Raw genomic sequence first — 26514 nt, forward strand, 5'->3', positions numbered from 1 at the left:
GGGTTTGCCGGGGCCCCGGTGTTTTGACCCGTCCGGGGTGGCGCGGGTACTGTTGCGGTTTGTTATGCGTATTGGCTTCGTCGTTCTCACGCGAGGGGCCCTTACGCAGGTTCCCTGGAGCAGTTACCAGTGGCTCGCATACGGGCGGTGTCCCGGCAGTGCAGGCCCCAGCTGCATGATCGCTTCAGGTGTGTCTGGACTCCATCCACTGAAGAAGCGAAGGCTACGAAGTGCGTACGTACAGCCCCAAGCCCGGCGATGTCACTCGCCAGTGGCACATCATCGACGCGCAGGACATCGTCCTGGGCCGTCTGGCCACGACGGCTGCGAACCTCCTGCGAGGCAAGCACAAGCCGGTCTACGCCCCGCACATGGACATGGGCGACTTCGTCATCATCATCAACGCTGACAAGGTCCACCTGTCCGGCAACAAGAAGACCCAGAAGATGGCCTACCGCCACTCTGGCTTCCCGGGTGGTCTGCGCTCCGTCCGTTACGACGAGCTGCTCGACAAGAACCCCGAGAAGGCCGTCGAGAAGGCCATCAAGGGCATGATCCCCAAGAACTCCCTGGGCCGTCAGATGCTCTCGAAGCTGAAGGTCTACTCGGGCGAGAACCACCCGCACGCTGCCCAGCAGCCGGTTCCGTTCGAGATCACCCAGGTCGCGCAGTAATTCCGGCCACACCCCCTAAGAACGAAAGAAATCTGAGGAGCATCGTGGCCGAGACCACCCCCGAGACCCCCGTCGACGAGTTCGAGGGCGTCGAGGAGTACACCACCGAGACCGAGATCGTCGAGGGTGACTACACCTCCGAGTCCCTCGCGTCCCGCTTCGGCGACCCGCAGCCGGCCGCCGGCCTGGGCCGTCGCAAGAACGCCATCGCCCGCGTCCGGATCGTTCCGGGCACCGGCAAGTGGAAGATCAACGGTCGCACCCTTGAGGACTACTTCCCCAACAAGGTGCACCAGCAGGAAGTCAACGAGCCCTTCAAGGTGCTCGAGCTCGACAACCGCTACGACGTCATCGCCCGCATCGCGGGTGGCGGTGTCTCCGGCCAGGCCGGCGCCCTGCGCCTCGGCGTGGCCCGTGCGCTGAACGAGGCGGACGTCGAGAACAACCGCCCGGCGCTGAAGAAGGCCGGCTTCCTCTCCCGTGACGACCGTGCGGTCGAGCGGAAGAAGGCCGGTCTCAAGAAGGCCCGCAAGGCTCCGCAGTACAGCAAGCGCTAATCACGCCTGCTCGCTGCTTTCGTACGCCCCGGCGGCACTGCCCGTGCCGTCGGGGCGTACGTTTTTTCATAACCCCTTTCAAAGCTTTGGGCACGTATTTTCGGAGGACAGCTGTGGGACGACTCTTCGGCACGGACGGCGTACGCGGCGTCGCCAACGCGGACCTGACGGCGGAGCTGGCGCTCGGCCTGTCCGTCGCGGCCGCGCACGTGCTCGCCGAGGCGGGCACCTTCGAGGGCCACCGGCCGACCGCCGTGGTCGGACGTGACCCGCGCGCCTCCGGAGAGTTCCTCGAAGCGGCCGTCGTCGCGGGCCTCGCCAGCGCCGGCGTCGACGTGCTGCGCGTCGGCGTCCTGCCCACCCCGGCCGTCGCCCACCTCACCGGCGTCCTCGGCGCCGACCTCGGCGTGATGCTCTCCGCCAGCCACAACGCCATGCCCGACAACGGCATCAAGTTCTTCGCCCGCGGCGGCCACAAGCTCGCCGACGAGCTGGAGGACAAGATCGAGGCCGTGTACGAGGAGCACCGCACCGGCGCCCCCTGGGAGCGCCCGACCGGTGCCGGCGTCGGCCGCGTCCGCGACTACGACGAGGGCTTCGACACGTACGTCGCCCACCTCCTCGCCGTCCTCCCCAACCGTCTCGACGGTCTGAAGATCGTCCTCGACGAGGCCCACGGCGCCGCCGCCCGCGTCTCGCCCGCCGCCTTCGCCCGGGCCGGCGCCGACGTCGTCACCATCGGTGCCGAGCCCGACGGCCTCAACATCAACGACGGCTGCGGCTCCACCCACCTGGAGCTGCTCAAGGCCGCCGTCGTCAAGCACGGCGCCGACCTGGGCATCGCCCACGACGGTGACGCCGACCGCTGCCTCGCCGTGGACGCCTCCGGCAACGAGGTCGACGGCGACCAGATCCTCGCCGTGCTCGCCCTCGCCATGCGCGAGGCCGGCACCCTGCGCGGCGACACCGTCGTCGCGACCGTCATGTCCAACCTGGGCTTCAAGCTCGCCATGGAGCGCGAGGGCCTGAACCTCGTCCAGACCGCGGTCGGCGACCGCTACGTCCTGGAGTCCATGAAGGAGAACGGCTACGCCCTCGGCGGCGAGCAGTCGGGCCACGTCATCGTGCTCGACCACGCCACCACCGGCGACGGCACCCTCACCGGCCTCATGCTGGCCGCCCGCGTCGCCGCCACCGGCAAGTCGCTCGCGGAGCTCGCCGGCGTCATGGAGCGGCTGCCGCAGATCCTCATCAACGTCAAGGACGTCGACAAGTCCCGGGTCACCACCTCCGCCGAGCTCGCCGCCGCCGTCACCGACGCCGAGCGCGAGCTCGGCTCCACCGGCCGCGTCCTGCTGCGCCCCTCCGGCACCGAGCCGCTGGTCCGTGTCATGGTCGAGGCCGCCGACATCGAGCAGGCCCGCGCGGTCGCGCAGCGCCTCGCGGACGTCGTGAAGTCCGCACTGGGCTAGCCTTTCTGAGGCACCGTCATGCACATGCGTGAGGGCCCGCCGCGCCGGGGATCCGGTGCGGCGGGCCCTTTCGTACGAGGTGCCCCCGGCCCGCGTCAGCCCCTGCGCAGCCGACGCTTGAGGCGCCCGCGCTGGGTCCGCCACAGCCGCTGCTGCAGGGCCAGGGTCGCCGTACCCGCCAGCATGATCCCCAGCAGGTTGAGCAGCAGCTGTCCGATCGACCCTCCCATCTGCCCGAACTCGCCGTAGCTGAGCGCCACCGCCGCGTTCGCCGCCGCCGGGACCGTGGTCACCGAGATCGCCACCCCCACCAGGGCGCCCGACTTGGACGAGGTCAGGGAGAGCGTGCCGGCCGCGCCCGCCAGCAGCGCCACCACGAACGAGAACGGGTCCGGCTGCCAGATGAAGCTGGTCTGCGGACGTTCCGCGTCCAGCATCGAGGCGCTGAACAGGCCCAGCCAGTCCATGAGCAGGCTGAACAGGGTCGTCGCCAGGATCGCCGACAGGAAGCCGAAGAGCAGCGCCGTCAGCGAGCGGGCCGCCAGCCTCGGCGCCCGCTGCACGATCGCCGTGCACACTCCGGCGAGCGGGCCGAACTCCGGGCCGACCGCCATGGCGCCCACGATCAGGATCGTGTTGTCCAGGACGACGCCGCAGGCCGCGATCATCGTCGCGAGCCCCATGAACGAGAGATAGGTGAAGGAGAGCGTCGACTCCTCGTGCGTCGCCTCCGCCAGCTGCTCCCAGATCACGGCGTCCGCGCCCTCGCCGGGGGCCTCCTCCTCGGCCGTGTCCGCCCGCGTGGACATCGACAGGTCGATGTTCTCCACCGCGATCGACCCGTCCCGGTCGATCTCCATGTTCCGCAGCCCGTGCAGCAGTTCGTCGGCCGACTCGCGCGCCATGTCGCACAGGACCAGGTCACCGACGGGTTCCCTGGCCACGCCGGGCAGCACCACCAGATGGGTGGTGCCGACCGTCGACTCGATCAGCTCGACCGCGGCCGCCGTGCGGTCCGCAGGGACGATCATCCGCAAATGCAGCATGGGCCGAGCTTACGGACCTCAGAGCTTGCGCAGGCTCAGCCTCTGCACCTTGTGGTCCGGTCCCTTGCGGACGACGAGGGTCGCCCGCCCGCGGGTCGGGGCCACGTTCTCCAGGAGGTTCACCTTGTTGATGGTCCGCCACATCGTGCGGGCGTAGTCGAAGGCCTCCTCCTCGGAGACCTGCGTCCAGCGCCGGAAGTACGAGGACGGGTCCTGGAAGGCGGTGTCGCGCAGTTTGCGGAAGCGGTTGAGGTACCAGCGCTCGATGTCCTCGGGGCGGGCGTCCACGTACACCGAGAAGTCGAAGTAGTCGGCGAGGCCGACGCGGGTCCTGCCGTCCTTGCCGGGAAGCGCCGGCTGGAGGACGTTCAGCCCCTCCACGATGAGGATGTCCGGGCGGCGGACGACGAGCCGCTCGCCGGGCACCCGGTCGTAGATCAGGTGCGAGTAGACCGGGGCCGTGACCTCCTCCTTGCCCGCCTTGACGTCCGCGACGAAGCGGGTCAGGGCCCGGCGGTCGTACGACTCGGGGAAACCCTTCCGGGACATCAGGCCGCGCGCCTTCAGCTCCTCCATCGGGTAGAGGAAGGCATCCGTCGTCACCAGCTCCACCCGCGGGTGCTCCGGCCAGCGGGCCAGCAGCGCCTGGAGCAGGCGGGAGACCGTCGACTTGCCGACGGCCACCGAACCGGCCACCCCTATGACGAAGGGCGTTCCGCGCTGCTCCGCGCTCTCTCCGAGGAAGGTGTTCAGGGCTCCGCGCAGGCCGCTGGTGGCCTGCACGTACAGGTTGAGCAGCCGGGAGAGCGGCAGGTAGATGTCCCGGACCTCGTCGAGGTCGATGACGTCCCCGAGGCCGCGCAGCCGCTCCACCTCGTCGGCGGTCAGCGGCAGCGGCGTCTTGTCGCGCAGGGCGCTCCACTCGGCCCGGGTGAGGTCGACGTACGGGGTCGCCTCGGACGGCTTGCGGTGCCCGGTCCCGGTCCGGGGGGTGCCGGTGCCGGCCCCGTTGCGGGGGCTCCCGTTTCCGGCACCCTCTCCGGTCCCGGCGCCGTTGCCGGGGACTCCGTCGGGGCTTCGTGGCGGCGAAGTGATCACCCCGCCATTGTCCCGGGTCGGGCGGGGGTGTGGGGGGTGGGGTGGATCACGTGGCGGCCGGGGCGGGAGAACCAGGCGCCAGCCCTCCCTCGCCATCGCCTCAGACAAAGGACAGTTCTACCTTCTTTTTCACACAAACTCGGAGGACGGCGACGAGATCGCGAAGTTCTCTTAGTTGATTTCGGAGCTCAGAGTCCAAGTTCGAGTCCGGCACCCAAGTGGACAGTATATCTTCAAGGCGCGGCAGCATTAGAGTGCACTCTTTGAGTGAAAGATTTCTTCCGTGGTCATCTGGATGGTTGAGGAGTGGTTCAAGGACTGTGGTGACGTCACTCCACGGAGTGTCTCCACCGAACCCCTCCATGTTCTCCAAAGGGAACCCTTCCTCGGAAGCCAGGCGTCTGCGGAACGATGAGAATTCACGGTACGAAAAGCATGCGTCTGGCCCATTGACGTCTCCGTCATCAGGGAACAGGCACAACCCCATTAGAACCTTCTCCGTTAACGTCGAGGGGTGTTCGCCCTTGATCGGTGGTCGACCAAGGGCGAACACCCCGAAATCTACACGATACCCGCGCTGAGCAAGGGCTCTTGAGGGCGTCAAGATCTAGGGATCACTGCCCAGGGTATGCCCTTTTTGTCGAACCAGGAAGTGAATTCTGTCGGGATCGGATTCTCTGAGATGATCCGGTAGTCAATCCCCTTTGCCCGTGCTATAGAGATCTTCTCTCCCTCTACGCCCTTGAACTTCTCCAAGCGATCAGGGTCGGCCAGTGTGTCGGTCCAGAATCTTCCTGACTTCGCCTCGTACCAAGTGCCGCGGCCTGTGGCGTTATCGATGAATGCGCCGTCGAATTGGCGAGTGTTTCCGCCGGATGCCTTTCTTTCGAAGAAGCCTCCGCCACCACCAAGGTGGTCAACGAGGAATTCCTCATAAGAATCACCAGATTCCTGAGCCGCGCGGCCTCCGCCACCTTCACCGCAGTTGTGCACCAGAACCGGAGCCGGGCCCGCCAGCACGTAGTACGTGTGGAAGTCGGCGACCGTCAGGTTGCGGACGCTGGCGGTCTGGGTCCAGGCCTGGACCGCGGTGATCTGGACGTGGGTGCCGGCGCTCGTGCGGAGCCACTGGCCCGGCTTCAGGTCCTTGGCGTCGACCCACTTGCGGAGGGACGGGACCCAGAAGGGGTGGCCGTCCGTGGCCGTGATCGGGGCCGTCTTGGTGCCCTTGGCGCCGTCCGTGTCGATCGTGATGCGGACGAGGTGCTTCTCGCCGTTGCCGATGATCGTCGCGGCGACGTCCTTGGCGGCCGTCTCGCCGGTCTTCTCGTCCGTCGCGAGGACCTTGTCGCCCGGCTTCAGGTCCTTGATCGGCTTCGTGGAGCCGTCGGCGAGCAGGACCTTCGTCTCGGGGGTGAAGCTGTTTCTGATGGGGCAGGACCCGCTGGAGACCGCGTCGCCTCCGTCGGCTTTTCTCGCCGCGTCCGCCGCCGCGTCGTCGGCCTTTCTGGCCGCCGCCTTCGCGGCGTTCGCCTCCTTCTTCCAGTTCGCCATGTCCTCGGCGTATTTCGCCATGGCCGCGGCTTCGTTGTCCGCCCGCTTCAGGAGTCCCGTGGCCCAGCGGACCTCGTCGCTCCAGCGGTCGTACAGTTTCCAGGCCTTTTCAAGGGCCTTGGCGAGTCTCTTGGACTTGGCGGCGAACGGCACGGCTATGTCCAGCGCCAGTGACCCGCATGCCCAGACGTCGCCGCCGAGGCAGGCCTGGATGTCGTCGAATCCGCTGATGCCCTTGGCGACCTCCCACGCGATCTCGAGGATCACGTCCGCCTTGGACTTCTTCCGGATGTTCGACGCCTTCTTGACGTCGTCCTCGCTGAGGGTCGTCGTCGGCTTCGTCGGCGGCGGGGGGATGTAGACGTCCTTGACTCCGGCGTCCTCGTAGACCTGATTGGTGGTCTTGCCCTCCGTCTGGATCTTCTTGCCGCAGCTGTCCCCGGGCCCTTCGCAGAACGCCTGGCCCGACGGATCCGCGAAGGTGATCGGGCTGTTGTTGGCGTACGCGTACGGGTTCATCGTCTGCGACTCGGCGATGTTCATCTTCGGGTCGACCGAGATGAACCGGCCCAGTGTCGGGTCGTACTCGCGGGCGCCCAGGTGGGTCAGGCCCGTCGAGGCGTCCTTCGTGCCGCCGAGGTAGCCCTTGTCGTCGGGCCAGACCGACGGGGCCGTGCCGCGTTCCTCGCCGTACGGGGTGAACTTGCGGCGCGTGACCGTCTTGGTCGCCGCGTCGACCGAGGCCGTCGAGCTGCCGTTGCGGTCGCCGAGCAGGTACGACTTCTTGATCGTGCCGCCCTGGGCGACCTTGACCATCGCGGGTCCGGCGGGGTGGCCGTAGTACCGGGTCGTCTTGGCGACGTTGCCGGCGGTGTCGAGCTGGAGCTCGGTGCCGGGCAGGTACAGGGTCGTGCCGCTGGGGTCCCGCTTGATGAGGCGGTTGCCGCCCGCGTCGTAGACGAAGGAGGTCTCCTTGGTGCCGGCGGTCACCTTCTCCAGGCGGCCCTCCAGGTTCCACAGGAGGTTCTGCGTGTCGCCCTGGACGGTCCGGGAGGTGGTGTTGCCCGCGTCGTCGTAGCCGAAGAGCTCCTCACGCTGGCCCTGGGGACCCGTCGTGTTGACCTTCTCCAGCCGGCTCTTCGTGGGCAGGCCGGTCGCGTAGGTGTACGCGCGGTTGACGTCCTTCTTGGTGTCGCCGAGCGGGTCGTGCTTCGTCTCGCTGAGACGGTTGCCGGCGGCGTCGAAGGTGTAGGAGTGCCAGTACGAGTCCGGGCCGCCGACCTTCGGTGCCGAGCCCGGCCCGGACGCGCCGGGCTTGAGGGCGCACGCGTCGCTCGCCGTCCACGCGTCGGTCATCCGGCGCAGGTGGTCGTAGGCGAAGCACTGGACGTCGGTGGTGGCCGGCGTCGGGTTGTCGCCGGTGGTCTCCGTGATCCGCTTCACGTTGCCGACGGCGTCGTAGTCGGTCACCACGTCGTTGAGCGTGACGGTGTCGACCGTGCCGACTTCCTGGTGGTTCGTCGTGCGGGTGACCCGGCGCGTCTGCTCGTCGAACAGGTTGCTGGTGATCAGCGCCTTGCCCGCCGAGTCGACCCGGGTGCGCACCACGTCGCCGAGCGAGGTGTACTCGGTCGCCGCGACGAAGGTGCTGGTTCCCACCGTCATGGTGTTGATGGCGTCGAGCGCGTTGTACCCGATCGACACCGTCTCCGCGGGGAGGCCGCCGACCGCCGGATGGGTCGTGGACTCCGGCAGACCGGTCCGCGAGGTGTACGTGTTGGTGTACTTGTACGTGCCGGCGAGCTTGCCCTCGCTGGGCGGGATCGTCACCGTGGTCGTCTTGGGCCGGTACTCGGTGTCGTAGGCCGTGATGGCCTGCGTGTACGCGTTCGTGCCGGCGTCCGTGGTGACGTAGCGGGTCGAGGAGGCCGGGAGGCCCAGGGCGCCCGGGACCGTGTCGTACGTCTGCGACGTCAGCTTCGGCCCGGTGAGCGAGCCGTCGTGCGTGGCGGTGACGCGGCCCAGGGCGTCGTAGGCCATCGCGATGGTCCGGCCGGGCGTCCGGCCGTCCGTCATGGAGACGACGCGGTCGCCGTTGTCGTACTCGAGGGTCGTCGTGCCCTTGTCGGGGTCGGAGGTCGTCTTGACGCGGCCGCGGATGTCGTAGGTCTGCGACCACTTGTTGCCGGCCTGGTCGGTGACCGTGTCCAGCTGCCCCTTGCGGGTGTACGTGTAGCTGATCTTGTCGTACGCGCCGGAGGGACCGTCGCCCTTGTACTGCCGCAGCTCGGTCTTCCGGCCGAAGGCGTCGAGGATCGCCATCGTCGGCGTCTCGCCGGCCGGGGGATCGACCGCCGTCCAGTCACCGCCGTACGTGGTGGTCGTCCGCCAGGTCTCCAGGCCCTTGGACCGGGCGATGGTGTCGGTCGGACGTCCGACGCCGTCGTACTTCGTCACCGTGGACGAGGGGACGGTGTTGTCGGTCGGCGGGAACATCGTCGCGGTCGGACCGCTGTCGCTGTTGTAGTAGCCGCCGTTCTCCTTCCACACCCGGCCGAGGCTGTCGTAGAAGGTGTCCGTGACGACCCGGCCGCCGTTCATCGCCGGGTTCTGGGTCTGCCGCAGGCGCAGCGCGCCGTCGTAGAAGTCGTAGCTGACCCGGTAGGTGCCGTTCTCCAGGAGGTGCTTGTTGGTGATGACGACCGGGGCGTTCTGGCCCACGGTGTAGTCGAACTCCGCGTCCGGAGTGGTCGTGGTCGAGTTGCGATCGGGCGACCAGACCTTCTTCGTCCGCCCGAGCGCGTCGTACTCCATGACGGTCTTGCGGCCGTTGGTGTCCGTCTGGACGAGGGGAAGTCCACGTCCGGGGTCGACCTCGGTGGTGGCCGTGTGCCCGAGGGCGTTCGTCGTGACGGTCTTGGTGACGACCGAGCCGGAGGCCGGCGTGTAGGCCGTCGTGGTGGTCTTGCCGTAGACGTCGGTCGCGGAGGTGATGCGGCCGTAGTCGTCGAAGGTCGCGGTGCCCTGGGTGGTGTACTGCGGGACGCGGTTCTCGAAGCCGGAGAGCGACTCCGTCTTCACGACGTTGCCCACGGCGTCGTACTGGACCTTGACGTCGGAGACGACGGTGTCGGCGTCGTAGATCGTGCCGATGTCGCACGGCATGGTGACGGTTACGGCCCTGGTCTGCTGGGACTTGAACCACTTCGCGGCATCGTCGAGGTACTCGAACCGCGTGCACTGGTCGTCGTTCGCGTCGGTGGTGTCGCCCTTGGACCAGGTCCAGACGGTGCGGCCGCTGTTGTCGTAGCTGTGCTCGACGGCGGTGCGGCGCTCGCCGCGGCTGCCCGACAGGATCGTGCGCGAGGAGGTGGACTTCAGGCCCTGCACCCAGGCTTCCAGGGGCGCGGCCCCGGTGGCGGAGCGGTTCCGCGAGGCGACCGGACCGTACAGCCACGGGGTGTTGATCGTCGCGGAGTGCAGCGAGCCCGTGACACCGTCGAAGTACTGGGTCTCCCTGACCTGGCCGGCGAGCATCGGGTGGTCGTCGACGGAATTCTTCTCGGAGTCCGTCACCTGGACGGAGCGGCGGGTGCCGTCGGACTTGAGGTCGCCGTCGAGGCCCCGGTAGAAGAGGGTCTCCGTGCGGGTGCGCACGTCGGGCTCGACGCCGTTGAGGACGCGGACCTTGGAGTAGCCGCGGTACACCGACCACGTGCGGGCGGGCTTGTTGGTCAGCTCGCTCGCGTCGTCGTACGCCCAGGCGGGCGTGCCGAGGTACTCGTAGTTGGCCTCGCGGGTCGGCGAGGTGCCGTTCTTGTCCTCCTCCCGGACCTGGTCGACGCGGTGCTTGTGGAACCAGTCGGTGGAGTAGAGCTTTTTCAGGCCCGTCGGATCGGTGGGGTCGTTGGTCTCGACGACGACGGGGTAGCAGCGCAGGGTGTTGCTGTCCGGCGCGGACGGGAGGTTGACGGCGCCAGGGACGGTGGAGCATTCCGTGGGCGCGTACTTGACGACCGTGCGGGCGCCGGTCTCGGTCTGGATCTGCTGGACCCGCCAGCGCAGGTACGGCGGGTTGCCGTCGGTGTCGTTGTCGACGCGGTTGGGCAGCTGGATGCCCGTGAAGGTCACGGCGGGCAGCGTGAGCGGCGCCCCGTTCTGACCGGTGCGCTGGATGCTCTTCAGCCAGAGCGGGTACTCGCCGTTGACGGCGCCGTCGCCCGTGGACTGGAAGTCCTGATCCAGGGTCCAGGTGTCGACCGGGGTCGAGACACCGTTCTTGAGGACCTTGGTGGTGATGCTCCTCAGGAGCTTACGGGTGAAGAAGGCGGGCGAGTACCGGTCCGTGCAGGTCTCGCCGGAGGCACAGAGCTGGTCGGAGGGTACGTCCGGCCAGTTCTTGGCGACGTCGTACGAGGACTTGGAGGTGAGTTTCTCCTCGGCGCAGTCGAAGGACGTCGTGACGATGCAGCGCTCGCGGGCGTCGTACGTCACCTCGGCGGGCGCGGGGGCGAACAGGTCGTCGGAGCGCAGGCCGTACGCGGCGCGCTGCAGCCAGCTGCCGCGGTCGTAGCCGCGGGCGGTCGAGGTGCCGGTGTCGGTGACGTTGGAGCCGTAGTAGTTGCGCTCCTTGCCGTACCAGTAGGTGAGGGCGTTGCCGCGCGGGTCGACGACGTAGTCGAGGTTCCAGCGGTAGGTCTGGTCACAGACCGAGGCCGCGTAGCTGGCGGCGTGGCAGGGCTCGCCCTCGTGGTTGCCGTAGACGGGCACGTTGAGCGCCGAGTTGGTCTCGGGCTTGCCGCTCGTCCAGCCGGGCAGATGGTTGAGGCCGAAGTGGTACTTGACGCCCTCGGAGTTGGTGACGACCCAGTACTCGCCCTCCTTGTCGCCGTTCTCGGCGCCCGTCTCCAGTTCGACCTTGGAGCCGTCCTGATTGGCGGTGTACCACTTGTGGTCGGCGTCGTTGAGGACGAGAGCGGTGGACGACCCGTTCAGGGAGAGGGTGACCATCGGAGGGCCGTGACAGAGGTCGCCCGTCGGGTGGGTCGTGGGGTTGTTGAACCCGCTGTCCTTCGCGCGGTCCTCGGCGCAGGCCACGTAGGTGCGCTCGATGAAGCTGGATCCGGTGTCCCAGCCGTCACCGACCCAGGAGGGCTGCTGGGAGGTCGCGAGGGTGCGGCCGTCCACGCTGCCGGAGTTGTAGCCGATGGAGAGGGAAGGGCCCGGGCCGCCGAGGGACGACGGGATCTCCATCGGATAGGTCCAGGAGAAGTCACCGGTGGAGCCGCCGGCCGACCAGGAGCCGGTGGGGCTGAGCGAGGTCGCCTTGTAGGTGCCCTTGGACCCGGACGCGCCCGCGGTGGCGGCGAGGACCATGGCCCCGGAGCCGGCCGCGGCGGAACGCGCCGCGTAGGTGCCGGTCAGCGTGCCCGACTCGGTGTCGTTGACGCTCGGCACGGGGACGGACGCCTGGCACTCGGGCTTCTGCGGCGTGGTCAGCGCGCAGGCGGGCATGGCGCTGAAGTGCAGGCGGGAGCCCCAGTCGCCACCGTAGGCGTGGGAGAAGGAGCGGTAGTCCAGTTCGACGGAGACCGGGTTGGTGCCCTTGCCCTCGTCGGTGCGCTGGACGGAGAGGAGCAGGCCGCGGACTCCGGCCTTGCGGGCGGCTTCCTCGCCGTGGACGGAGACCTTCGCCGTGACGGCGGGCGCGCCGGCGGCGGGGGCGGTGGCGCCCTTGGTGACGGCCGCGTTGCCGGCCGCGAGTCGGACCGGCAGGGATCCCGCGCGGGCCGAGGGGCCGACGGGTGCGGCCTTGTCCTGCTGACCGGTGGCGACGCGCAGCGCGGACCGGGCGGTCTGGTCGCCCGCGGGCACGGTGGCCTCGGCGGTCGCCGGAGCCGGCCACTTCACACTCGGGGCCGTCTTGAGGGCCGCGCGGCTGCTCTGGTCCTGCGGTGCGGTGGGCGGCTTGGAGGTCGCGGGCGCCGCCGGGACGTCCGTGACCTTCTGGAGTTCGGGAAGGCCCTTGCCTCCCGCGGTCTGCGCGGCCACGGGAGAGAGAGACGCCCCGGAGGCCAGCAGGGCCAAGGCGAGCGCGGAAATCCCGGAGCGCCATCTCCGTGATGTATGTCTGAAGTGTTTTCTGGCATGCCGAAATGGCACGTTGATCCCCACCCCTAATTCGTTGATCGGACGATTGGGGCGCAGGTTATGCAGCGCGGAGAACGGCTAACAAGGAGTGGCTGTGAGCAGCCTATGTGCCACCTGTGTGCAAAAAGGGCACGTCATGGCCATTCCTGCACATGTCGCCGACGAAGTTGCTTGGAATATGTCAAGTCGGCCGGACTTTCGTCGCCCGGTGTCCGAGTTGCCTGCTACAAAGCAGCCTGAACGATTCCGTTCGACTCCTGACGATCGCGCAAGGGGGACGCTTCCGCCGGAATTTGGGGGAGTGTCGCACGGTCCCGGATAAACGGAATTCACCATCAAGAATGGGGACGGAACCCACTTCATGACACTGTTCAGATCGAGAACGTCCGACCCCGGGGGGGTCATGAGGAGAGGGCTCTCGGCACTCGTCGTCGCGACGATGTCCGCAGGGCTCCTTTCCGCAGCACCGCCCGGGTACGCCAGTGTGGGGACGCCGTCGGCGGGCGACGCTCCCGCCGCCACCCAGGCGGAGCAGGAGGCCCGGGTGACGGCGCAGGCCCTCAAGGAGGCCAAGCGCACCGGCAAGCCCGTCGAGATCGTGTCCCGGCGCACCGAGACCGACGAGGTGTACGTCAACCCCGACGGCACGGCCCGCGTCGACCGGGCGCTCCTCCCGGTCCGCGTCCGCCAGGGCGGCGAGCTCGTCGCCATCGACCCCGACCTGGCGGAGCGCTCCGACGGCCGCATCGCCCCCAAGGCCTCGGCGATGTCCGTCACCTTCTCCGGCGGCGGCGACGACGTCTTCGCGACCATGTTCCGCGAGGGCCGGACCGTCACCCTCACCTGGCCGTACGGGAAGCTGCCCAAGCCGACGGTGAGCGGCCGCACCGCCACGTACGCGAACGTGCTGCCCGGCGTCGACCTCACCGCGACCGCGGACGACGTCTCCTTCTCGCACGCCCTGGTCGTCAAGACGCCCGCGGCCGCGAAGAACCGGGCCGTCAGGTCCGTCGAGTTCGGCGTGAAGACGCGCGGACTCCAGCTCGCGACGGGTGCGGCCGGCGAGGTCCTCGCCAAGACCCCCTCGCGCAACTCCCTCTTCGTCGCCCCGCAGCCGCAGATGTGGGACTCCGCGGGCTCCGAGGCGGCGACCCCGGTGGACGCGAAGACGCCCAAGGCCGCGGCCCGGCCGGCCGCGCGGTCCCTCCAGGACACCCTCGACGGCGCCACCGAAGGCAGCCGGCAGGCGAAGCTCGGCGTGAAGCTCGGAGCGGGCAAGCTCACCCTCACCCCCGACGCCGCGCTCCTCGACGACCCCAAGACCGTGTACCCGGTCGTCATCGACCCGAAGTGGGCGCCCGACGCCTGGAAGAACGCCTGGTCGATCGCGTACAAGCACACCGCGTACCCCGGCTCCGAGAACACCGTCTACTACAACGGCGGCACCATCTCGGACTACGCGCGCGTCGGCTACGCCAACGACACCACCATCGGCGGCACCGTCCGCGCCAACACGTACTTCAACATCCCCGTCTCCAGCCTCTGGGACAAGCAGATCATCAAGTCGACGCTGCGCATCAAGCAGACTCACGCCGGCTCCTGGTCCTGCAACTCCGGTGACGTCCAGGTGCGGACGATCGGCAAGACCCTGCCGAAGAACATCACCTACAACAACCAGCCCGCGTGGGGCGCGGTCGTGGATTCCTCCGGCGAGTCCTTCGGCGGCCGCAACTGCCCGACGGACACCGCGGGCCTGGTGGAGTTCGACGTCACGGACGCGATCGCCGACGCCACCGCCGCCGACTGGGGCAACTGGGCCTTCGTCCTGACCTCGAAGTCCAACACCATCGACACCTCGTGGCGCAAGTTCGACCCCAACTCGGCGCGGGTGTCCACCTGGTACAACACTCTCCCGACCAAGCCGAAGACCTCCATCGACCCGTCGCTCCCGTGCGCGGGCGGCGTCATCGGCACGACCGACGAGATCGTGCTGAAGGCCACCGGCTTCAAGGACGCGGAGGACGCCGACCTCACGGTCGAGTTCCGGTACGCGCTCACGACGGCCAAGAGCGCCACGGTCAGGACCGTCAACGCCAGCAGCGGCGGGACCGCCATGCTGCGCATCCCGGCGGGCACGACCCTGCCGTCCGGGACGTACTGGTACGACGCCGTCGTCAAGGACGGTGTCGGCAGCAGCCTCTGGGCGGGCCGCTGCAACTTCACCTACGACTGGAAGCCGCCGAAGTACGCGCCGAAGGTCAGCTCGTACGAGTTCCCCGAGCACACCCCCACGGTCACTCCCGGGGCGTGCCCCAACGGCGTGGCCAACGGCACGTGCGACATGCCCGCCCGGACGGACGGCAACTTCGTCTTCTCGATGGACTCCCGCGAGCCCGTCAAGGACATCGTCGAGTACGTCTGGTGGACCGACTCCGACACGAAGGAGAAGTCGGCGAAGCCCGCCACGACCGGCGGATCGGTCACCCTCAAGATCCGGCCGCTGAGCGCCGGCCCCCAGTACCTGTACGTACGCGGTGAGGACTCGGCCAACAACCGTTCCCCGGTGAAGGCGTACATGTTCCTTCCCACACGCTCCGCCACGCGTGACCGGCTGGGCGACCTGAACGGCGACACGCTCGTCGACCTGGTCTCCGTGGACCCCGGATCGGGATCGCTCTGGACGTACCCGGGGCGCGGCGACGGCACCTTCGCCACGGGGCAGGTCGCTGACGACAGTTCGTTCGCGGCGGGACCGGTGACGAACGGCGGCAGCTGGGACGACGCCGACTACTACGAGGACGTCCTGGCCCTGCAGCCCGCCGCCGACAAGGACGGCGTGTACGAGCTGAACGCCTACCGGGGCGACGGCAACGGCCGGCTGCTCAACAGCGACAACGCGGTCCGACGCCTGAAGACCCTCGACGAGGACGACGTCGACGACGCCGGCGCCTCGCTGTCGGAGAACGCGCACTGGAGGAACGGAGCCGAGATCCTCTCCGTCCCCAGCGTCAACGACGACAACGAGGACGGCCTGATCAGCGACCTGGACAACCCCGACCTGCTGGTCAAGGAAGGCTCCTCGCTCTGGCTCTACCTGGGCTCACGGGGCGGCAACATCCTCTTCGCCCCGATCGCCCTCGGCAACGCCGACTGGCAGGACATGACCCTCATGACCCCCGGCGACCTCAACAAGGACGGTCTGCCGGAGATCTGGGCCCGGGACAAGGTCAAGGGCACCATCCACGAGTACCGGAGCCGCAAGCCGGAGACGCCCGACCCGAGCGGTGTCGCCCTCGACCTCGCCGTGTTCGGTGACGCTGCGGTACGGGCCACCTCCATCGGTACGGGCTTCACCGGCACCGCCTTCCCGCACCTGACGACGACCGGTGACTTCGAGAACGACGGCTACGCCGACCTGTGGTCGCGCAACGGCGCCGGCCGCACGGTCGAGTTCCCGGGCCGTGCGCTCTCCGGCGGCTCCGCCTTCGGGCCGGAGCGGTACCTCGCCACCACGGGCTACGACTGGGCGGACTGCCAGAGCTTCCCGGCCGCGTCGGGCACCGGAACCTTCTCCGTCTGCGGACCGATCCTCGGCAAGTACCTGGCGCTCGGCGGCGCGACCGGCTACGGCAAGCCGACGTCCGGCGTCACCAACGTCAGCGACGGCGGCCGGTTCGTCAACTTCGCCGAGGCCGGCACGACCACGACCAACCGCACCATCTCCTGGAGCAAGTCGACCGGCGCCTGGGCCGTCTCCGACGGCGTCTTCAGCAAGTGGAACAGCACCGGGCGCGAGACCGGTGTCCTCGGCTACCCGACCTCCGACGAGCGGCCGACGAACGTCCAGGGCGGCACGTCCATCACCTTCAGCAAGGCGGGCAAGGCCGGAGCGATCTACTGGCGGAACGGCATCGGATCGCAGATGATCCGCGGCAGCATCTACAGCCAGTACCTGAAGCTCGGCGGCGTCGCCGTGTACGGCTACCCGACCGGTGACGAGACGGCGACGGCGACCAAGCCGGGGTCGGTCCAGCACTTCCGCCAGGGCAGCTCCACCACCGACAACATCTCCTTCTACTGGAGCAGCACGACCGGCGCCTGGCCGGTCGGCGGAGCCATCCGCGACCACTGGCTGAGCCTGGGCGGTCACACCGGAGCCCTCGGGTTCCCCAAGTCGCCCGAGAAGACGGTCTTCGGCGGCCGGCGCTCGGACTTCCAGACCGGGTACATCCGCTGGAACCGGGAGAGCGGCCAGGTCGCCTCGCACGCCTGGACGGACCGGACCGCGAGCCTGCGGACGGATCTGGCCGGTGACTACGACGGCGACGGCAGGACCGACATCTTCACCGTCTACGACTACCTGAAGGACAGCATCGGCCTGTACGTGGCCAAGGCCAACGCCGACGGCGGGCACAACCCGCCGCAGGAGTACTCCTCCGAGGACCCGGGCGACTGGAACAACAGCCACAGCAAGTGGGCCGCCGGAGACTTCGACGGCGACGGCCGTGACGACCTCATGGGCTTCTACGGCTACTCGGACGGCCACGTCACCGCCTTCTCGTTCCTGACCCAGCCGGCGGGGCTGCCGATCCACCGCAGCAGCATCAACATCACCACCGGCTGGGACTGGAACCGGAGCACGCCGATGGCCGCCGACCTCAACGGCGACGGCCGCGACGACCTCGTCTTCGTGTACGACTACGGCAACGGCGACACGGGCTTCTTCAAGGCCCTCGCCCGCACCGACGGCACCTTCGACAACCCGGTTCTGTCGTACCGGACGGGAGCGGGCAACTGGTGGTCGTCGAGCGCCCGCTACACCGTCGGGGACACGAACGGCGACGGCCGTGACGACCTCATCGGCTTCTACGGCTACGCCACCGGAGAGGCCCGCCTCTACACCTTCACGGCGCAGGCCGACGGCACGCTCGGCCGCGGCGTGGGCTCCTGGTACGTGCCGGCCGGCACCTGGGAGCGCGAGCGGGTCAAGATGACCACGGCCGACTACAACAAGGACGGTCGCGAGGACCTCGCCGTGATGTACGGGTACGACGACGGCCGGACCGAGATCCGGATCTTCCACGCCCGTGCCGACGGCGGCTTCGACGGCTTCGTCGTGCCGTACTCCAGCAAGCCCGGCGACTGGTACGCCACGAGCACCGGGAACCTGATCTCCGGCGACGTGAACGGCGACGGACGCCCCGACATCACCGTGTCGTACAACTACGGGGACGGCAAGACACGGCTGTTCACCTTCTACGGCAACCTCGCGGGAACCGTGGACTGGCCGACGCGCCAGTGGTACGCGGACGCCGGAACCTGGTGACGCACTGACGCACTGACGCACTGACGCACTGACGCACGGCCGAGGGCCGCACCCCACCCGGGGTGCGGCCCTTCGCGCGCGCTCCGGTCCTTCGGGCGGGTTCCGCCGTACTCTGCCGTCATGTGCGGAATCGTGGGATACGTCGGCGGGCAGTCGGCGCTTGATGTGGTGGTCGCGGGCCTCAAGAGGCTCGAATACCGGGGCTACGACTCGGCCGGTGTCGCGGTGCTCGCCGACGGGGGGCTCGCCGCGGCCAAGAAGGCGGGGAAGCTCGTCAACCTGGAGAAGGAGCTCGTCGACCGGCCGCTGCCCGGCGGTTCCGTCGGCATCGGGCACACCCGCTGGGCCACCCACGGCGGCCCGACGGACGTCAACGCGCACCCGCACCTGGACAACGCCGGGCGCGTCGCCGTCGTGCACAACGGCATCATCGAGAACTTCGCGGCCCTCCGGGAGGAGCTCGCCGAGCGCGGCCACACGCTGCTCTCCGAGACCGACACCGAGGTCGTCGCCCATCTCCTGGCCGAGGAGTTCTCCTCCGCGGGGGACCTCGCGGAGGCCATGCGGCTGGTGTGCGGGCGGCTCGACGGGGCGTTCACGCTGGTCGCCGTGCACGCCGACCAGCCGGACGTCGTCGTCGGCGCCCGCCGGAACTCGCCGCTCGTCGTCGGCGTGGGGGAGGGCGAGAACTTCCTCGCCTCCGACGTCTCCGCGTTCATCGCGCACACGCGGTCCGCGATCGAGCTCGGGCAGGACCAGGTCGTCGAACTGACCAGGGACGGCGTCACCGTCACCGACTTCGACGGGGCGCCCGCCGACGTACGGGCCTACCACGTCGACTGGGACGCCTCCGCCGCCGAGAAGGGCGGCTACGCCTCCTTCATGCTCAAGGAGATCGCCGAGCAGCCCAAGGCCGTCGCCGACACCCTCCTCGGGCGGATCGACGGGGCCGGCCGGCTCACCCTCGACGAGGTGCGCATCCCCGACGCCGTGCTCCGCGAGGCCGACAAGGTCGTCGTCGTCGCCTGCGGCACGGCCTTCCACGCCGGGCTCATCGCCAAGTACGCCATCGAGCACTGGACCCGCATCCCCTGCGAGGTCGAGCTCGCCAGCGAGTTCCGCTACCGCGACCCCATCCTCGACCGGCGGACCCTCGTCATCGCGATCTCCCAGTCCGGCGAGACCATGGACACGCTGATGGCGCTGCGGCACGCGCGGGAGCAGGGCGCGAAGGTGCTCGCGGTGTGCAACACGAACGGTTCGACGATCCCGAGGGAGTCGGACGCGGTCCTCTACACGCACGCCGGGCCCGAGGTTGCCGTCGCCTCGACGAAGGCCTTCCTCACGCAGCTGGTGGCCTGCTACCTGCTCGCGCTGTACCTCGGCCAGGTGCGCGGCACCCAGTGGGGCGACGAGATCCACGCCGTCGTCCGCGACCTCGCCCGGATCGGCGACGACGTCGAGCGCGTCCTGGAGACCATGGAGCCCGTGCGGGCCCTGGCCCGCTCCCTCGCCGACAAGGACACCGTCCTCTTCCTCGGGCGGCACGTCGGCCACCCGGTGGCCCTGGAAGGCGCGCTCAAGCTCAAGGAGCTCGCGTACATGCACGCCGAGGGCTTCGCGGCGGGCGAGCTCAAGCACGGGCCGATCGCGCTCGTCGAGGAGGGCCTGCCGGTCGTCGTGGTCGTGCCCTCGCCGCGCGGGCGGTCCGTCCTCCACGACAAGATCGTCTCCAACATCCAGGAGATCCGGGCGCGGGGCGCCCGGACGATCGTCATCGCCGAGGAGGGCGACGAGGCCGTCGTCCCGTACGCCGACCATCTCGTCCGCATCCCCGCCACGCCTACGCTGCTCCAGCCGCTGGTCGCCACGGTGCCGCTCCAGGTCTTCGCCTGCGAGCTCGCCACCGCGCGGGGCAACGAGGTCGACCAGCCGCGCAACCTGGCCAAATCCGTGACCGTGGAGTGAGTGGGAAATGATCATTGGGGTGGGGATCGACGTGGCAGAGATCGACCGCTTCGCCGCGTCCATCGAGCGCACACCGGGGCTGCTCCAGCGCCTCTTCGTCGAGCGCGAGCTGCTCCTCCCGAGCGGTGAGCGCCGCGGGCCCGCCTCGCTGGCCGTCCGCTTCGCGGCGAAGGAGGCGGTGGCCAAGGCCCTCGGCGCGCCCGGCGGGCTCCACTGGACCGACGCCGAGGTCTACGTCGAGGGCAGCGGCCAGCCCCGGCTGCGGGTCCGCGGGACGGTGGCGGAGCGGGCGGCCGAGCTGGGCGTCAAGCACTGGCACGTGTCGCTGAGCCACGACGCGGGGGTGGCGTCGGCGGTGGTGATCGCGGAGGGTTAGAGCGCCCCGCGCGCACGGGGCGCGCCGGGGCGTGCGGCGCGGGAGACTGCTCGCATGCGTACCGCCTATCGCGTCGAGACCGTCCGGGCCGCCGAGGCCGCCCTCATGGCCCGCCTCCCCGACGGGGCCCTCATGCAGCGGGCCGCCGCCGGCCTCGCCGCCGCCTGCTGCTCGCTCCTCGGGAAGGGGCGGGTGTACGGCGCCCGGGTCGTCCTGCTCGTCGGCAGCGGCGACAACGGCGGCGACGCCCTGTACGCCGGGGCCCGGCTCGCGCGCCGGGGCGCCGGCGTGACGGCGGTGCTGCTCGGCGACCGCGCCCACGAGGGCGGGCTCGCGGCGCTCCGGGCGGCGGGGGGACGGGTCGCCGACGAGCCGTTCGAGCCCCTCGCCGCCGCGGACCTCGTCCTCGACGGCATCACCGGCATCGGAGGCCGCGGCGGCCTCCGCCCCGGCGCCGTTCCCGTCGCCCGGGCCGCGCGCGGCTCCGGCGCGGTCGTCGTCGCCGTCGACCTGCCGAGCGGCGTCGACGCCGACACCGGGGAGGTCCGCGGAGAGGCGCTGCCCGCCGACGCGACGATCACCTTCGGCGCGTACAAGCCGGGGCTCCTCGTCGACCCGGCCCGCGAGTACGCCGGTGCGCTGCGGCTCGTCGACATCGGGCTCGGGCCCCTGCTCCCCGGCGTGCCGGACCTGGAGGCCCTCCAGCACGAGGACCTGGCGTGGCTGCTGCCGGTCCCGGCCGCCGAGAGCGACAAGTACCGGCGGGGCGTCGTCGGCCTCGTCGCCGGGTCCACCCGCTATCCGGGCGCCGCCGTCCTCGCCGTGGCGGGCGCGCTGCGCGGCGGCGCGGGGGCCGTGCGGTACGTCGGGCCCGCCGGGGACGCCGTGCTCGCCGCGCACCCCGAGACCCTCGTCCACTCCGGCCGGCCCGAGAAGGCCGGGCGCGTCCAGGCCTGGGTCGTCGGGCCCGGCCTCGGCGAGGGGCCCGGGGCCGGGGTCGCCGTCTCCGAGGTCCTCGCCACCGACGTCCCCGTCCTCGTCGACGCCGACGGGCTCCGGGGCCTCGACCCCTCGGCCGTCCGGGGGCGCGGCGCCCCCACGCTGCTCACCCCGCACGCCGGCGAGGCGGCGGCGCTCCTCGGCGTCGCCCGGGAGGAGGTCGAGGCCGGGCGGCTCGCGGCCGTCCGCGAACTGGCGGGCCGCTTCGGCGCGACCGTGCTGCTGAAGGGCTCGACGACGCTCGTGTGCGGGGCGGGTGGGAGCGGTCCCGTACGGGTCAACCCGACCGGGACCTCCTGGCTCGCCACGGCCGGCAGCGGCGACGTCCTCTCCGGCCTCGCCGGCTCCCTCCTCGCGGCCGGCCTCCCGGCCCTGGACGCGGCCTCCTGCGCGGCCTACCTCCACGGCCTCGCCGCCCGGCGGGCCTCGGAGGGCGGCGCGCCGGTGACGGCGACGGAGGTGGCGGGGTCCCTGCGGGGGGCGTGGCGGGACGTGACGGCGACGGACGGCGGCGCGTAGCCCCGCGGGAGCCCGAGCCCCCCACACGGCTGGGCGAACCCCGTTGGGCCGGCCGTGTGTTCCCGCGCGCCCGTGGCGCGGGCGGCGGATTGGGTGGGTGGGGTGACCAGTTGGAGAAGCCGTACCGCGCCGTCGTTGTTCGTCCTCGCCGCCTCGCTCGCGCTCGGACCCACCGCCCTCGCCGCCGCCCCCGCCGCCCCTGAGGCGCCGTCCGCCGTCGCCCCGGCCGTCCCTGAGGCACCGTCCGTCGAGGACCCGCTCGTGCCCGGGGTCGACGGCGGCGGCCGGGCCGAGTACCCGATGGACACGCCCGACCAGGTGCTGCCGCCGCTGCAGGAGGACACGGGCGGCGTTCCCGTGCCCGAGCCCGAGGAGGAGGCCGACGAGCTCGTCGAGTACATGCCCCGGAGCGCCCTGGGGGCCGCCTGCACCGCCAAGGCGAGCGTCCATCAGCGGCGGGTCGAGCAGCTGCTCGGGCTGCGCGTCGACGGGAAGCAGTCCGCCGCCGACTGCCGGGCCATCCGCGCCTTCCAGGTGAAGGAGAAGATCAAGCCGGCCGTCGGCTACGCCGGTCCCGTCACCTGGGCCCGCGCCGAGCTGCTCGCCGCCCGGAAGAACCTCGACCCCGGCCGGCGCTGCCCCGTGAAGAAGTACGCCGTCGCCTGCGTCGACCTCGACCGCCAGCTCATGTGGGTGCGGAAGGGGACGAAGGTGACGTATCAGGTCGTCAACGTGCGGACCGGGCGGCCCGGATACGCCACCCGCACCGGCTGGCACACCGTCTACTGGCGGCACAAGGACCACTGGTCGACCATCTACGACACCCCCATGCCGTACGCCCAGTTCTTCAGCGGCGGCCAGGCCTTCCACGCCGTCTACGGGCAGCTCGCCACGCCCGGCGGAAGCCGTGGCTGCGTCAATCTCAGCTACCGCGACGCGGGGAAACTCTGGGACGTCCTCCGCAAGGGTGACCGGGTCTACATCTGGGGAAAGCGGCCCGGCAGCTGACACCTGAGAGACTGGGCGCGATGACTGAGACACCTCCGCCCCGCAGAGCCCGCGCCGAGATCGACCTCGGCGCGCTGCGTGCGAACGTCCGCACGCTGCGCGCCCGTATCGCCCCCCACGTCCGGATCATGGCCGTGGTCAAGGCCGACGCGTACGGACACGGCGCCCTGCGCTGCGCCCGCGCCGCCCTGGACGCGGGCGCGGACTGGCTCGGCACGGCCACCCCGCACGAGGCGCTGGCCCTGCGTGCCGCCGGGATCACGGACGTGCCCGTCATGTGCTGGCTCTGGACCCCCGGCGACCCCTGGGACCAGGGCATCGAGGCCGGCCTCGACATGTCCGTGAGCGGGATGTGGGCCCTGGACGAGGTCGTCGAGGCCGCGAAGAAGGTCGGGAGGACCGCCCGCATCCAGCTCAAGGCCGACACCGGGCTCGGGCGCAACGGCTGCCAGCCCGCCGACTGGCCCGAGCTCGTCGGGGCCGCCCTCAAGGCCGAGGTCGACGGGCTCGTCAAGGTGACCGGCCTCTGGTCGCACTTCGCCTGCGCCGACGAGCCGCACCACCCGTCCATCGCCGCCCAGCTCGACGTCTTCCGCTCGATGCTGGACCACGCCGAGCGGGCGGGCGTCCGGCCCGAGGTCCGGCACATCGCCAACTCGCCGGCCACCCTCACCCTGCCCGAGACCCACTTCGACCTGGTCCGGCCCGGCATCGCGATGTACGGCGTCTCCCCGAGCCCCGAGCTCGGCACCTCCGCCGAGCTGGGCCTGCGGCCCGTCATGTCGCTCAAGGCGAGCGTCGCCCTCGTCAAGCGGGTGCCGGGCGGGCACGGGGTGAGTTACGGGCACCACTACGTGACCGGCGAAGAGACCACCCTCGGCCTCGTCCCGCTGGGATACGCCGACGGGATCCCCCGGCACGCCTCCGGGCGCGGGCCCGTCCTCGTCGGCGGCCGGGTCCGCACGGTCGCCGGGCGCGTCGCCATGGACCAGTTCGTGGTCGACCTCGGCGGGGACACCCCCGAGCCCGGCACCGAGGCCGTGCTCTTCGGCCCCGGCGACCGGGGCGAGCCGACCGCCGAGGACTGGGCGGTGGCCGCCGACACCATCGCGTACGAGATCGTCACCCGGATCGGCGCGCGCGTCCCGCGCGTCTACCTGGGGGAGTAGCCCGCCATGGCGGAGCCGAGTGGCAGCAGCTGGAGGCGGGCCGGGCTCGCCGGTGCCGCGATAGGCGTCCTGGCCGCCGGCGCGGCCGCCGGGGTCGCCGTCGAGCGGCTCACCGTCGGCCGTTCCGTACGGCAGAAGGCGCGGCTCGCCCTGGACGCGACCGGTCCGTACGGCGGTCTGCGCGGCACCCCCGGCCGGGTCCTCGCCGACGACGGGACCGTCCTGTACTACGAGGTGGACGAGGTCGAGGCGGACGCCTCCTCGGCCGGGCGCCGCAGGCGGCTCTTCGGGCGCAAGCAGCCCGCTCCCGTCACCGTCGTCTTCAGCCACGGCTACTGCCTCAACCAGGACTCCTGGCACTTCCAGCGCGCCGCCCTGCGGGGTCTCGTCCGCACCGTCCACTGGGACCAGCGCAGCCACGGCCGCTCCGGGGGCGGGGTCTCCCAGGCCGGGCCCGACGGGGTGCCCGTCTCCATCGACCTCCTCGGCCGCGACCTCAAGGCCGTCCTCGACGCGGCCGCACCCGAGGGACCGCTCGTCCTGGTGGGGCACTCCATGGGCGGCATGACCGTGATGGCGCTCGCCGAGCAGTACCCGGAGCTGATCCGCGACCGGGTCGTCGGCGTCGCCCTCGTCGGCACCTCGGCGGGGAAGCTGGGGGAGGTCACGTACGGGCTGCCGCTCGCCGGCGTCAACGCCGTCCGGCGGGTCCTGCCGGGCGTCCTGCGGGCCCTCGGCTCCCAGGCGGAGCTGGTCGAGCGGGGGCGCCGGGCGACCGCCGACCTCTTCGCCGGGCTGATCAAGAAGTACTCGTTCGCCTCGAAGGACGTGGACCCGGCCGTCGCCCGCTTCGCGGAGCGGATGATCGAGTCGACCCCGATCGACGTGGTCGCCGCCTTCTACCCGGCCTTCGCCGAGCACGACAAGGCCGCCGCCCTCGCCGCCTTCCGCGAGCCGCCGGTGCTCGCGCTCGCCGGGGACAACGACCTGGTCACCCCCAGCTCGCACACCGAGGCCATCGCCGCCCTGCTGCCGGACGCGGAGCTGGTCATCGTCCCGGACGCCGGCCATCTGGTGATGCTGGAGCACCCGGAGGCGGTCACCGACCGGCTGGCCGACCTGCTGGTGAGGGCCGGAGCCGTCCCGGCCGGGGAGACCTTCCGCACGCGCTAGGTTTGCCGGTATGGAAGCAGCGCACCCGCACCCGCACGTCTCCGGCGCCACCCTCTCCGTCGACTCCCCGCAGCAGATGCAGGAGCTCGGCCGCCGGCTCGCGAAGGTCCTCCGCCCCGGCGACCTCGTCATGCTCACCGGCGAGCTCGGCGCCGGGAAGACGACCCTGACCCGCGGCCTGGGCGAGGGGCTCGGCGTGCGGGGGGCCGTCACCTCCCCGACCTTCGTCATCGCCCGCGTCCACCCGTCCCTGGTCGGCGGTCCGGCCCTGGTCCACGTCGACGCGTACCGCCTCGGCGGCGGTCTCGACGAGATGGAGGACCTCGACCTGGACGTCTCGCTGCCCGAGTCCGTGATCGTCGTCGAATGGGGTGACGGCAAGGTCGAGGAGCTGACCGACGACCGGCTGCACCTCCTCATCCACCGGGTGACCGGCGACACCGACGACGACCGGCGGACGGTCGTGCTGCGCGGGATCGGCGGGCGCTGGGCCGACGAGGACCTCGCGTTGCTCTGAACGCACGTACGTTCCGACAACGTGTCGGCAAGGTGTTGCGTGGGTCGTACGAGCCGTGGTCACATGGACGTACGAGCTGGTTAGGTGTACCTAACCTACGGGAGGCAGGCATGGCGACGCCGGAACGCGCGGAACCCACCCGGGACCACGTCTCGATGAGCGAGCTGCTCGCGTCCTGCGCGGCCGCCCGCGCCCTCTCGACCCCGCCGCCGGAGCGGTCCGAGGAGAGGGAAGAGCCCGAAGCCGTACGGGACGAAGCGGCCTAGGCCCGTCCGGCGGATCAGGGGCGGACAGGCCTCAGGCGACGACGACGACCTTCGCGCCGATCACCGCGAACGTCCACAGCGCGTCGCCGTCGGCCCGCTTCATCCGGATGCCGCCGGTCTTCCTCGCCGGGTCCGGGGACGGCGTCGAGCCGTCGACGGCCGCGCTGAAGCCGATCGCCACGTCCTGGGCCGTCGCGAAGCGGACCACGTGTTCGATCTGCACCCCGTCCGAACCGCGCACCGAGTTCGAGCGCGAGGTCACCGTGTAGGCGCCCGGCACCGGGTCGACCGTGCTCGCCCACACCTTGAACGTACGGGTCGCCTTGCCCTTGCCGTCCACGATCCACACCCGGCGGTCGGCCAGCGAGTACACCACCCGCTCGCCGCTGCCCGAGCTCGCGGGGACGGCCAGGGGGTCCTTGGCCGGCTGCTTCGGGCCGCCGCTCGGCGAGACCGAGGGGGCGGCGGTGCCCGTCGCCCGCGGCTTCACCGACAGATCGGCGGGCGCGCTCGCCGAGGCCTGGTAGGCGAGGAAGCAGACCGCGGCGACGGCCGCCGCCGTGAGCCCGGCCACGAATCCCGAGCTGCTCCGTGCCACCGTGCCCACCTTTCGTACGAACGTATCGAAGGGTGACGGTAGCA

16 protein-coding genes are annotated in these 26514 nt (G+C 70.6%); 12 read left to right on the forward strand and 4 right to left on the reverse strand.

The window, feature by feature from the left end; genetic code table 11:
* Nucleotides 1-230 precede the first annotated feature (230 nt).
* The 3 genes from rplM (at nucleotide 231) to glmM (ending at nucleotide 2703) form a co-directional block, all read left to right on the forward strand.
* Complete coding sequence (rplM, locus tag ACFYUS_RS00555) at nucleotides 231-674, forward strand: 50S ribosomal protein L13 (protein ID WP_388844090.1); 444 nt, start codon at nucleotides 231-233, stop codon at nucleotides 672-674.
* Between the two features lie 44 nt (nucleotides 675-718).
* The gene (gene rpsI, locus ACFYUS_RS00560) at nucleotides 719-1231 is read left to right on the forward strand and encodes a 30S ribosomal protein S9 (protein WP_030750225.1); all 513 of its coding nucleotides are present in this window, start codon (nucleotides 719-721) and stop codon (nucleotides 1229-1231) included.
* Between the two features lie 113 nt (nucleotides 1232-1344).
* Nucleotides 1345-2703: a phosphoglucosamine mutase gene (glmM, locus tag ACFYUS_RS00565; protein WP_388844092.1), complete on the forward strand. Its 1359-nt coding sequence runs from the start codon at nucleotides 1345-1347 to the stop codon at nucleotides 2701-2703.
* A 95-nt stretch (nucleotides 2704-2798) separates the two neighbouring features.
* Here glmM and ACFYUS_RS00570 read toward each other — a convergent pair whose 3' ends face one another.
* From ACFYUS_RS00570 to ACFYUS_RS00580, 3 genes are all read right to left on the reverse strand, one after another.
* Nucleotides 2799-3749 carry a DUF389 domain-containing protein gene (locus ACFYUS_RS00570; RefSeq protein WP_388844094.1) on the reverse strand — a complete coding sequence of 317 codons (951 nt, stop codon included), beginning with the start codon at nucleotides 3747-3749 and terminating at the stop codon, nucleotides 2799-2801.
* A gap of 18 nt (nucleotides 3750-3767) precedes the next feature.
* Nucleotides 3768-4847: a type I pantothenate kinase gene (coaA, locus tag ACFYUS_RS00575; RefSeq protein WP_388844096.1), complete on the reverse strand. Its 1080-nt coding sequence runs from the start codon at nucleotides 4845-4847 to the stop codon at nucleotides 3768-3770.
* A 600-nt stretch (nucleotides 4848-5447) separates the two neighbouring features.
* Nucleotides 5448-12452 (reverse strand): polymorphic toxin-type HINT domain-containing protein, encoded by a 7005-nt coding sequence (locus ACFYUS_RS00580; protein ID WP_388844098.1) that lies wholly within the window; start codon nucleotides 12450-12452, stop codon nucleotides 5448-5450.
* A 583-nt stretch (nucleotides 12453-13035) separates the two neighbouring features.
* Between ACFYUS_RS00580 and ACFYUS_RS00585 the strand changes: the two genes are divergently transcribed.
* The 9 genes from ACFYUS_RS00585 to ACFYUS_RS00625 all read left to right on the forward strand — a co-directional run bounded on the left by ACFYUS_RS00585 (nucleotide 13036) and on the right by ACFYUS_RS00625 (nucleotide 25872).
* On the forward strand, nucleotides 13036-17877 hold the full coding sequence (locus ACFYUS_RS00585; RefSeq protein ID WP_388844099.1) for an FG-GAP-like repeat-containing protein: 4842 nt from the start codon (nucleotides 13036-13038) through the stop codon (nucleotides 17875-17877).
* Between the two features lie 120 nt (nucleotides 17878-17997).
* On the forward strand, nucleotides 17998-19845 hold the full coding sequence (glmS, locus tag ACFYUS_RS00590; RefSeq protein WP_388844101.1) for a glutamine--fructose-6-phosphate transaminase (isomerizing): 1848 nt from the start codon (nucleotides 17998-18000) through the stop codon (nucleotides 19843-19845).
* Nucleotides 19846-19852: 7 nt separating this feature from the next.
* Nucleotides 19853-20221, forward strand: a complete 369-nt coding sequence (locus ACFYUS_RS00595) for a holo-ACP synthase (protein ID WP_388844103.1) — start codon at nucleotides 19853-19855, stop codon at nucleotides 20219-20221.
* A 54-nt stretch (nucleotides 20222-20275) separates the two neighbouring features.
* Complete coding sequence (locus tag ACFYUS_RS00600) at nucleotides 20276-21739, forward strand: NAD(P)H-hydrate dehydratase (RefSeq protein ID WP_388844104.1); 1464 nt, start codon at nucleotides 20276-20278, stop codon at nucleotides 21737-21739.
* 93 nt (nucleotides 21740-21832) lie between these two features.
* Nucleotides 21833-22747 carry a L,D-transpeptidase gene (locus tag ACFYUS_RS00605; protein WP_388844106.1) on the forward strand — a complete coding sequence of 305 codons (915 nt, stop codon included), beginning with the start codon at nucleotides 21833-21835 and terminating at the stop codon, nucleotides 22745-22747.
* A 20-nt stretch (nucleotides 22748-22767) separates the two neighbouring features.
* Nucleotides 22768-23916 carry an alanine racemase gene (alr, locus tag ACFYUS_RS00610; protein WP_388844108.1) on the forward strand — a complete coding sequence of 383 codons (1149 nt, stop codon included), beginning with the start codon at nucleotides 22768-22770 and terminating at the stop codon, nucleotides 23914-23916.
* 6 nt (nucleotides 23917-23922) lie between these two features.
* Nucleotides 23923-25089, forward strand: a complete 1167-nt coding sequence (locus ACFYUS_RS00615) for an alpha/beta fold hydrolase (RefSeq protein ID WP_388844110.1) — start codon at nucleotides 23923-23925, stop codon at nucleotides 25087-25089.
* 10 nt (nucleotides 25090-25099) lie between these two features.
* Nucleotides 25100-25606 (forward strand): tRNA (adenosine(37)-N6)-threonylcarbamoyltransferase complex ATPase subunit type 1 TsaE, encoded by a 507-nt coding sequence (gene tsaE, locus ACFYUS_RS00620; protein ID WP_388844111.1) that lies wholly within the window; start codon nucleotides 25100-25102, stop codon nucleotides 25604-25606.
* A gap of 110 nt (nucleotides 25607-25716) precedes the next feature.
* Nucleotides 25717-25872: a hypothetical protein gene (locus ACFYUS_RS00625; protein WP_388844113.1), complete on the forward strand. Its 156-nt coding sequence runs from the start codon at nucleotides 25717-25719 to the stop codon at nucleotides 25870-25872.
* 31 nt (nucleotides 25873-25903) lie between these two features.
* Here the strand turns inward: ACFYUS_RS00625 and ACFYUS_RS00630 are convergent, their stop codons facing one another.
* Complete coding sequence (locus tag ACFYUS_RS00630) at nucleotides 25904-26446, reverse strand: hypothetical protein (protein WP_388845928.1); 543 nt, start codon at nucleotides 26444-26446, stop codon at nucleotides 25904-25906.
* Nucleotides 26447-26514: the final 68 nt, after the last annotated feature.

It is taken from the genome of Streptomyces sp. NPDC004284 (assembly GCF_042874035.1).
Taxonomy (GTDB): Bacteria; Actinomycetota; Actinomycetes; order Streptomycetales; family Streptomycetaceae; genus Streptomyces.

Coding starts and splice junctions, on each gene's coding strand:
- glmS (WP_388844101.1), top strand. CDS start 17,998: ATGTGCGGAATCGTGGGATACGTCGGCGGGCAGTCGGCGCTTGATGTG.
- ACFYUS_RS00615 (WP_388844110.1), top strand. CDS start 23,923: ATGGCGGAGCCGAGTGGCAGCAGCTGGAGGCGGGCCGGGCTCGCCGGT.
- ACFYUS_RS00595 (WP_388844103.1), top strand. CDS start 19,853: ATGATCATTGGGGTGGGGATCGACGTGGCAGAGATCGACCGCTTCGCC.
- ACFYUS_RS00625 (WP_388844113.1), top strand. CDS start 25,717: ATGGCGACGCCGGAACGCGCGGAACCCACCCGGGACCACGTCTCGATG.
- tsaE (WP_388844111.1), top strand. CDS start 25,100: ATGGAAGCAGCGCACCCGCACCCGCACGTCTCCGGCGCCACCCTCTCC.
- ACFYUS_RS00600 (WP_388844104.1), top strand. CDS start 20,276: ATGCGTACCGCCTATCGCGTCGAGACCGTCCGGGCCGCCGAGGCCGCC.
- alr (WP_388844108.1), top strand. CDS start 22,768: ATGACTGAGACACCTCCGCCCCGCAGAGCCCGCGCCGAGATCGACCTC.
- ACFYUS_RS00570 (WP_388844094.1), bottom strand. CDS start 3,749: ATGCTGCATTTGCGGATGATCGTCCCTGCGGACCGCACGGCGGCCGCG.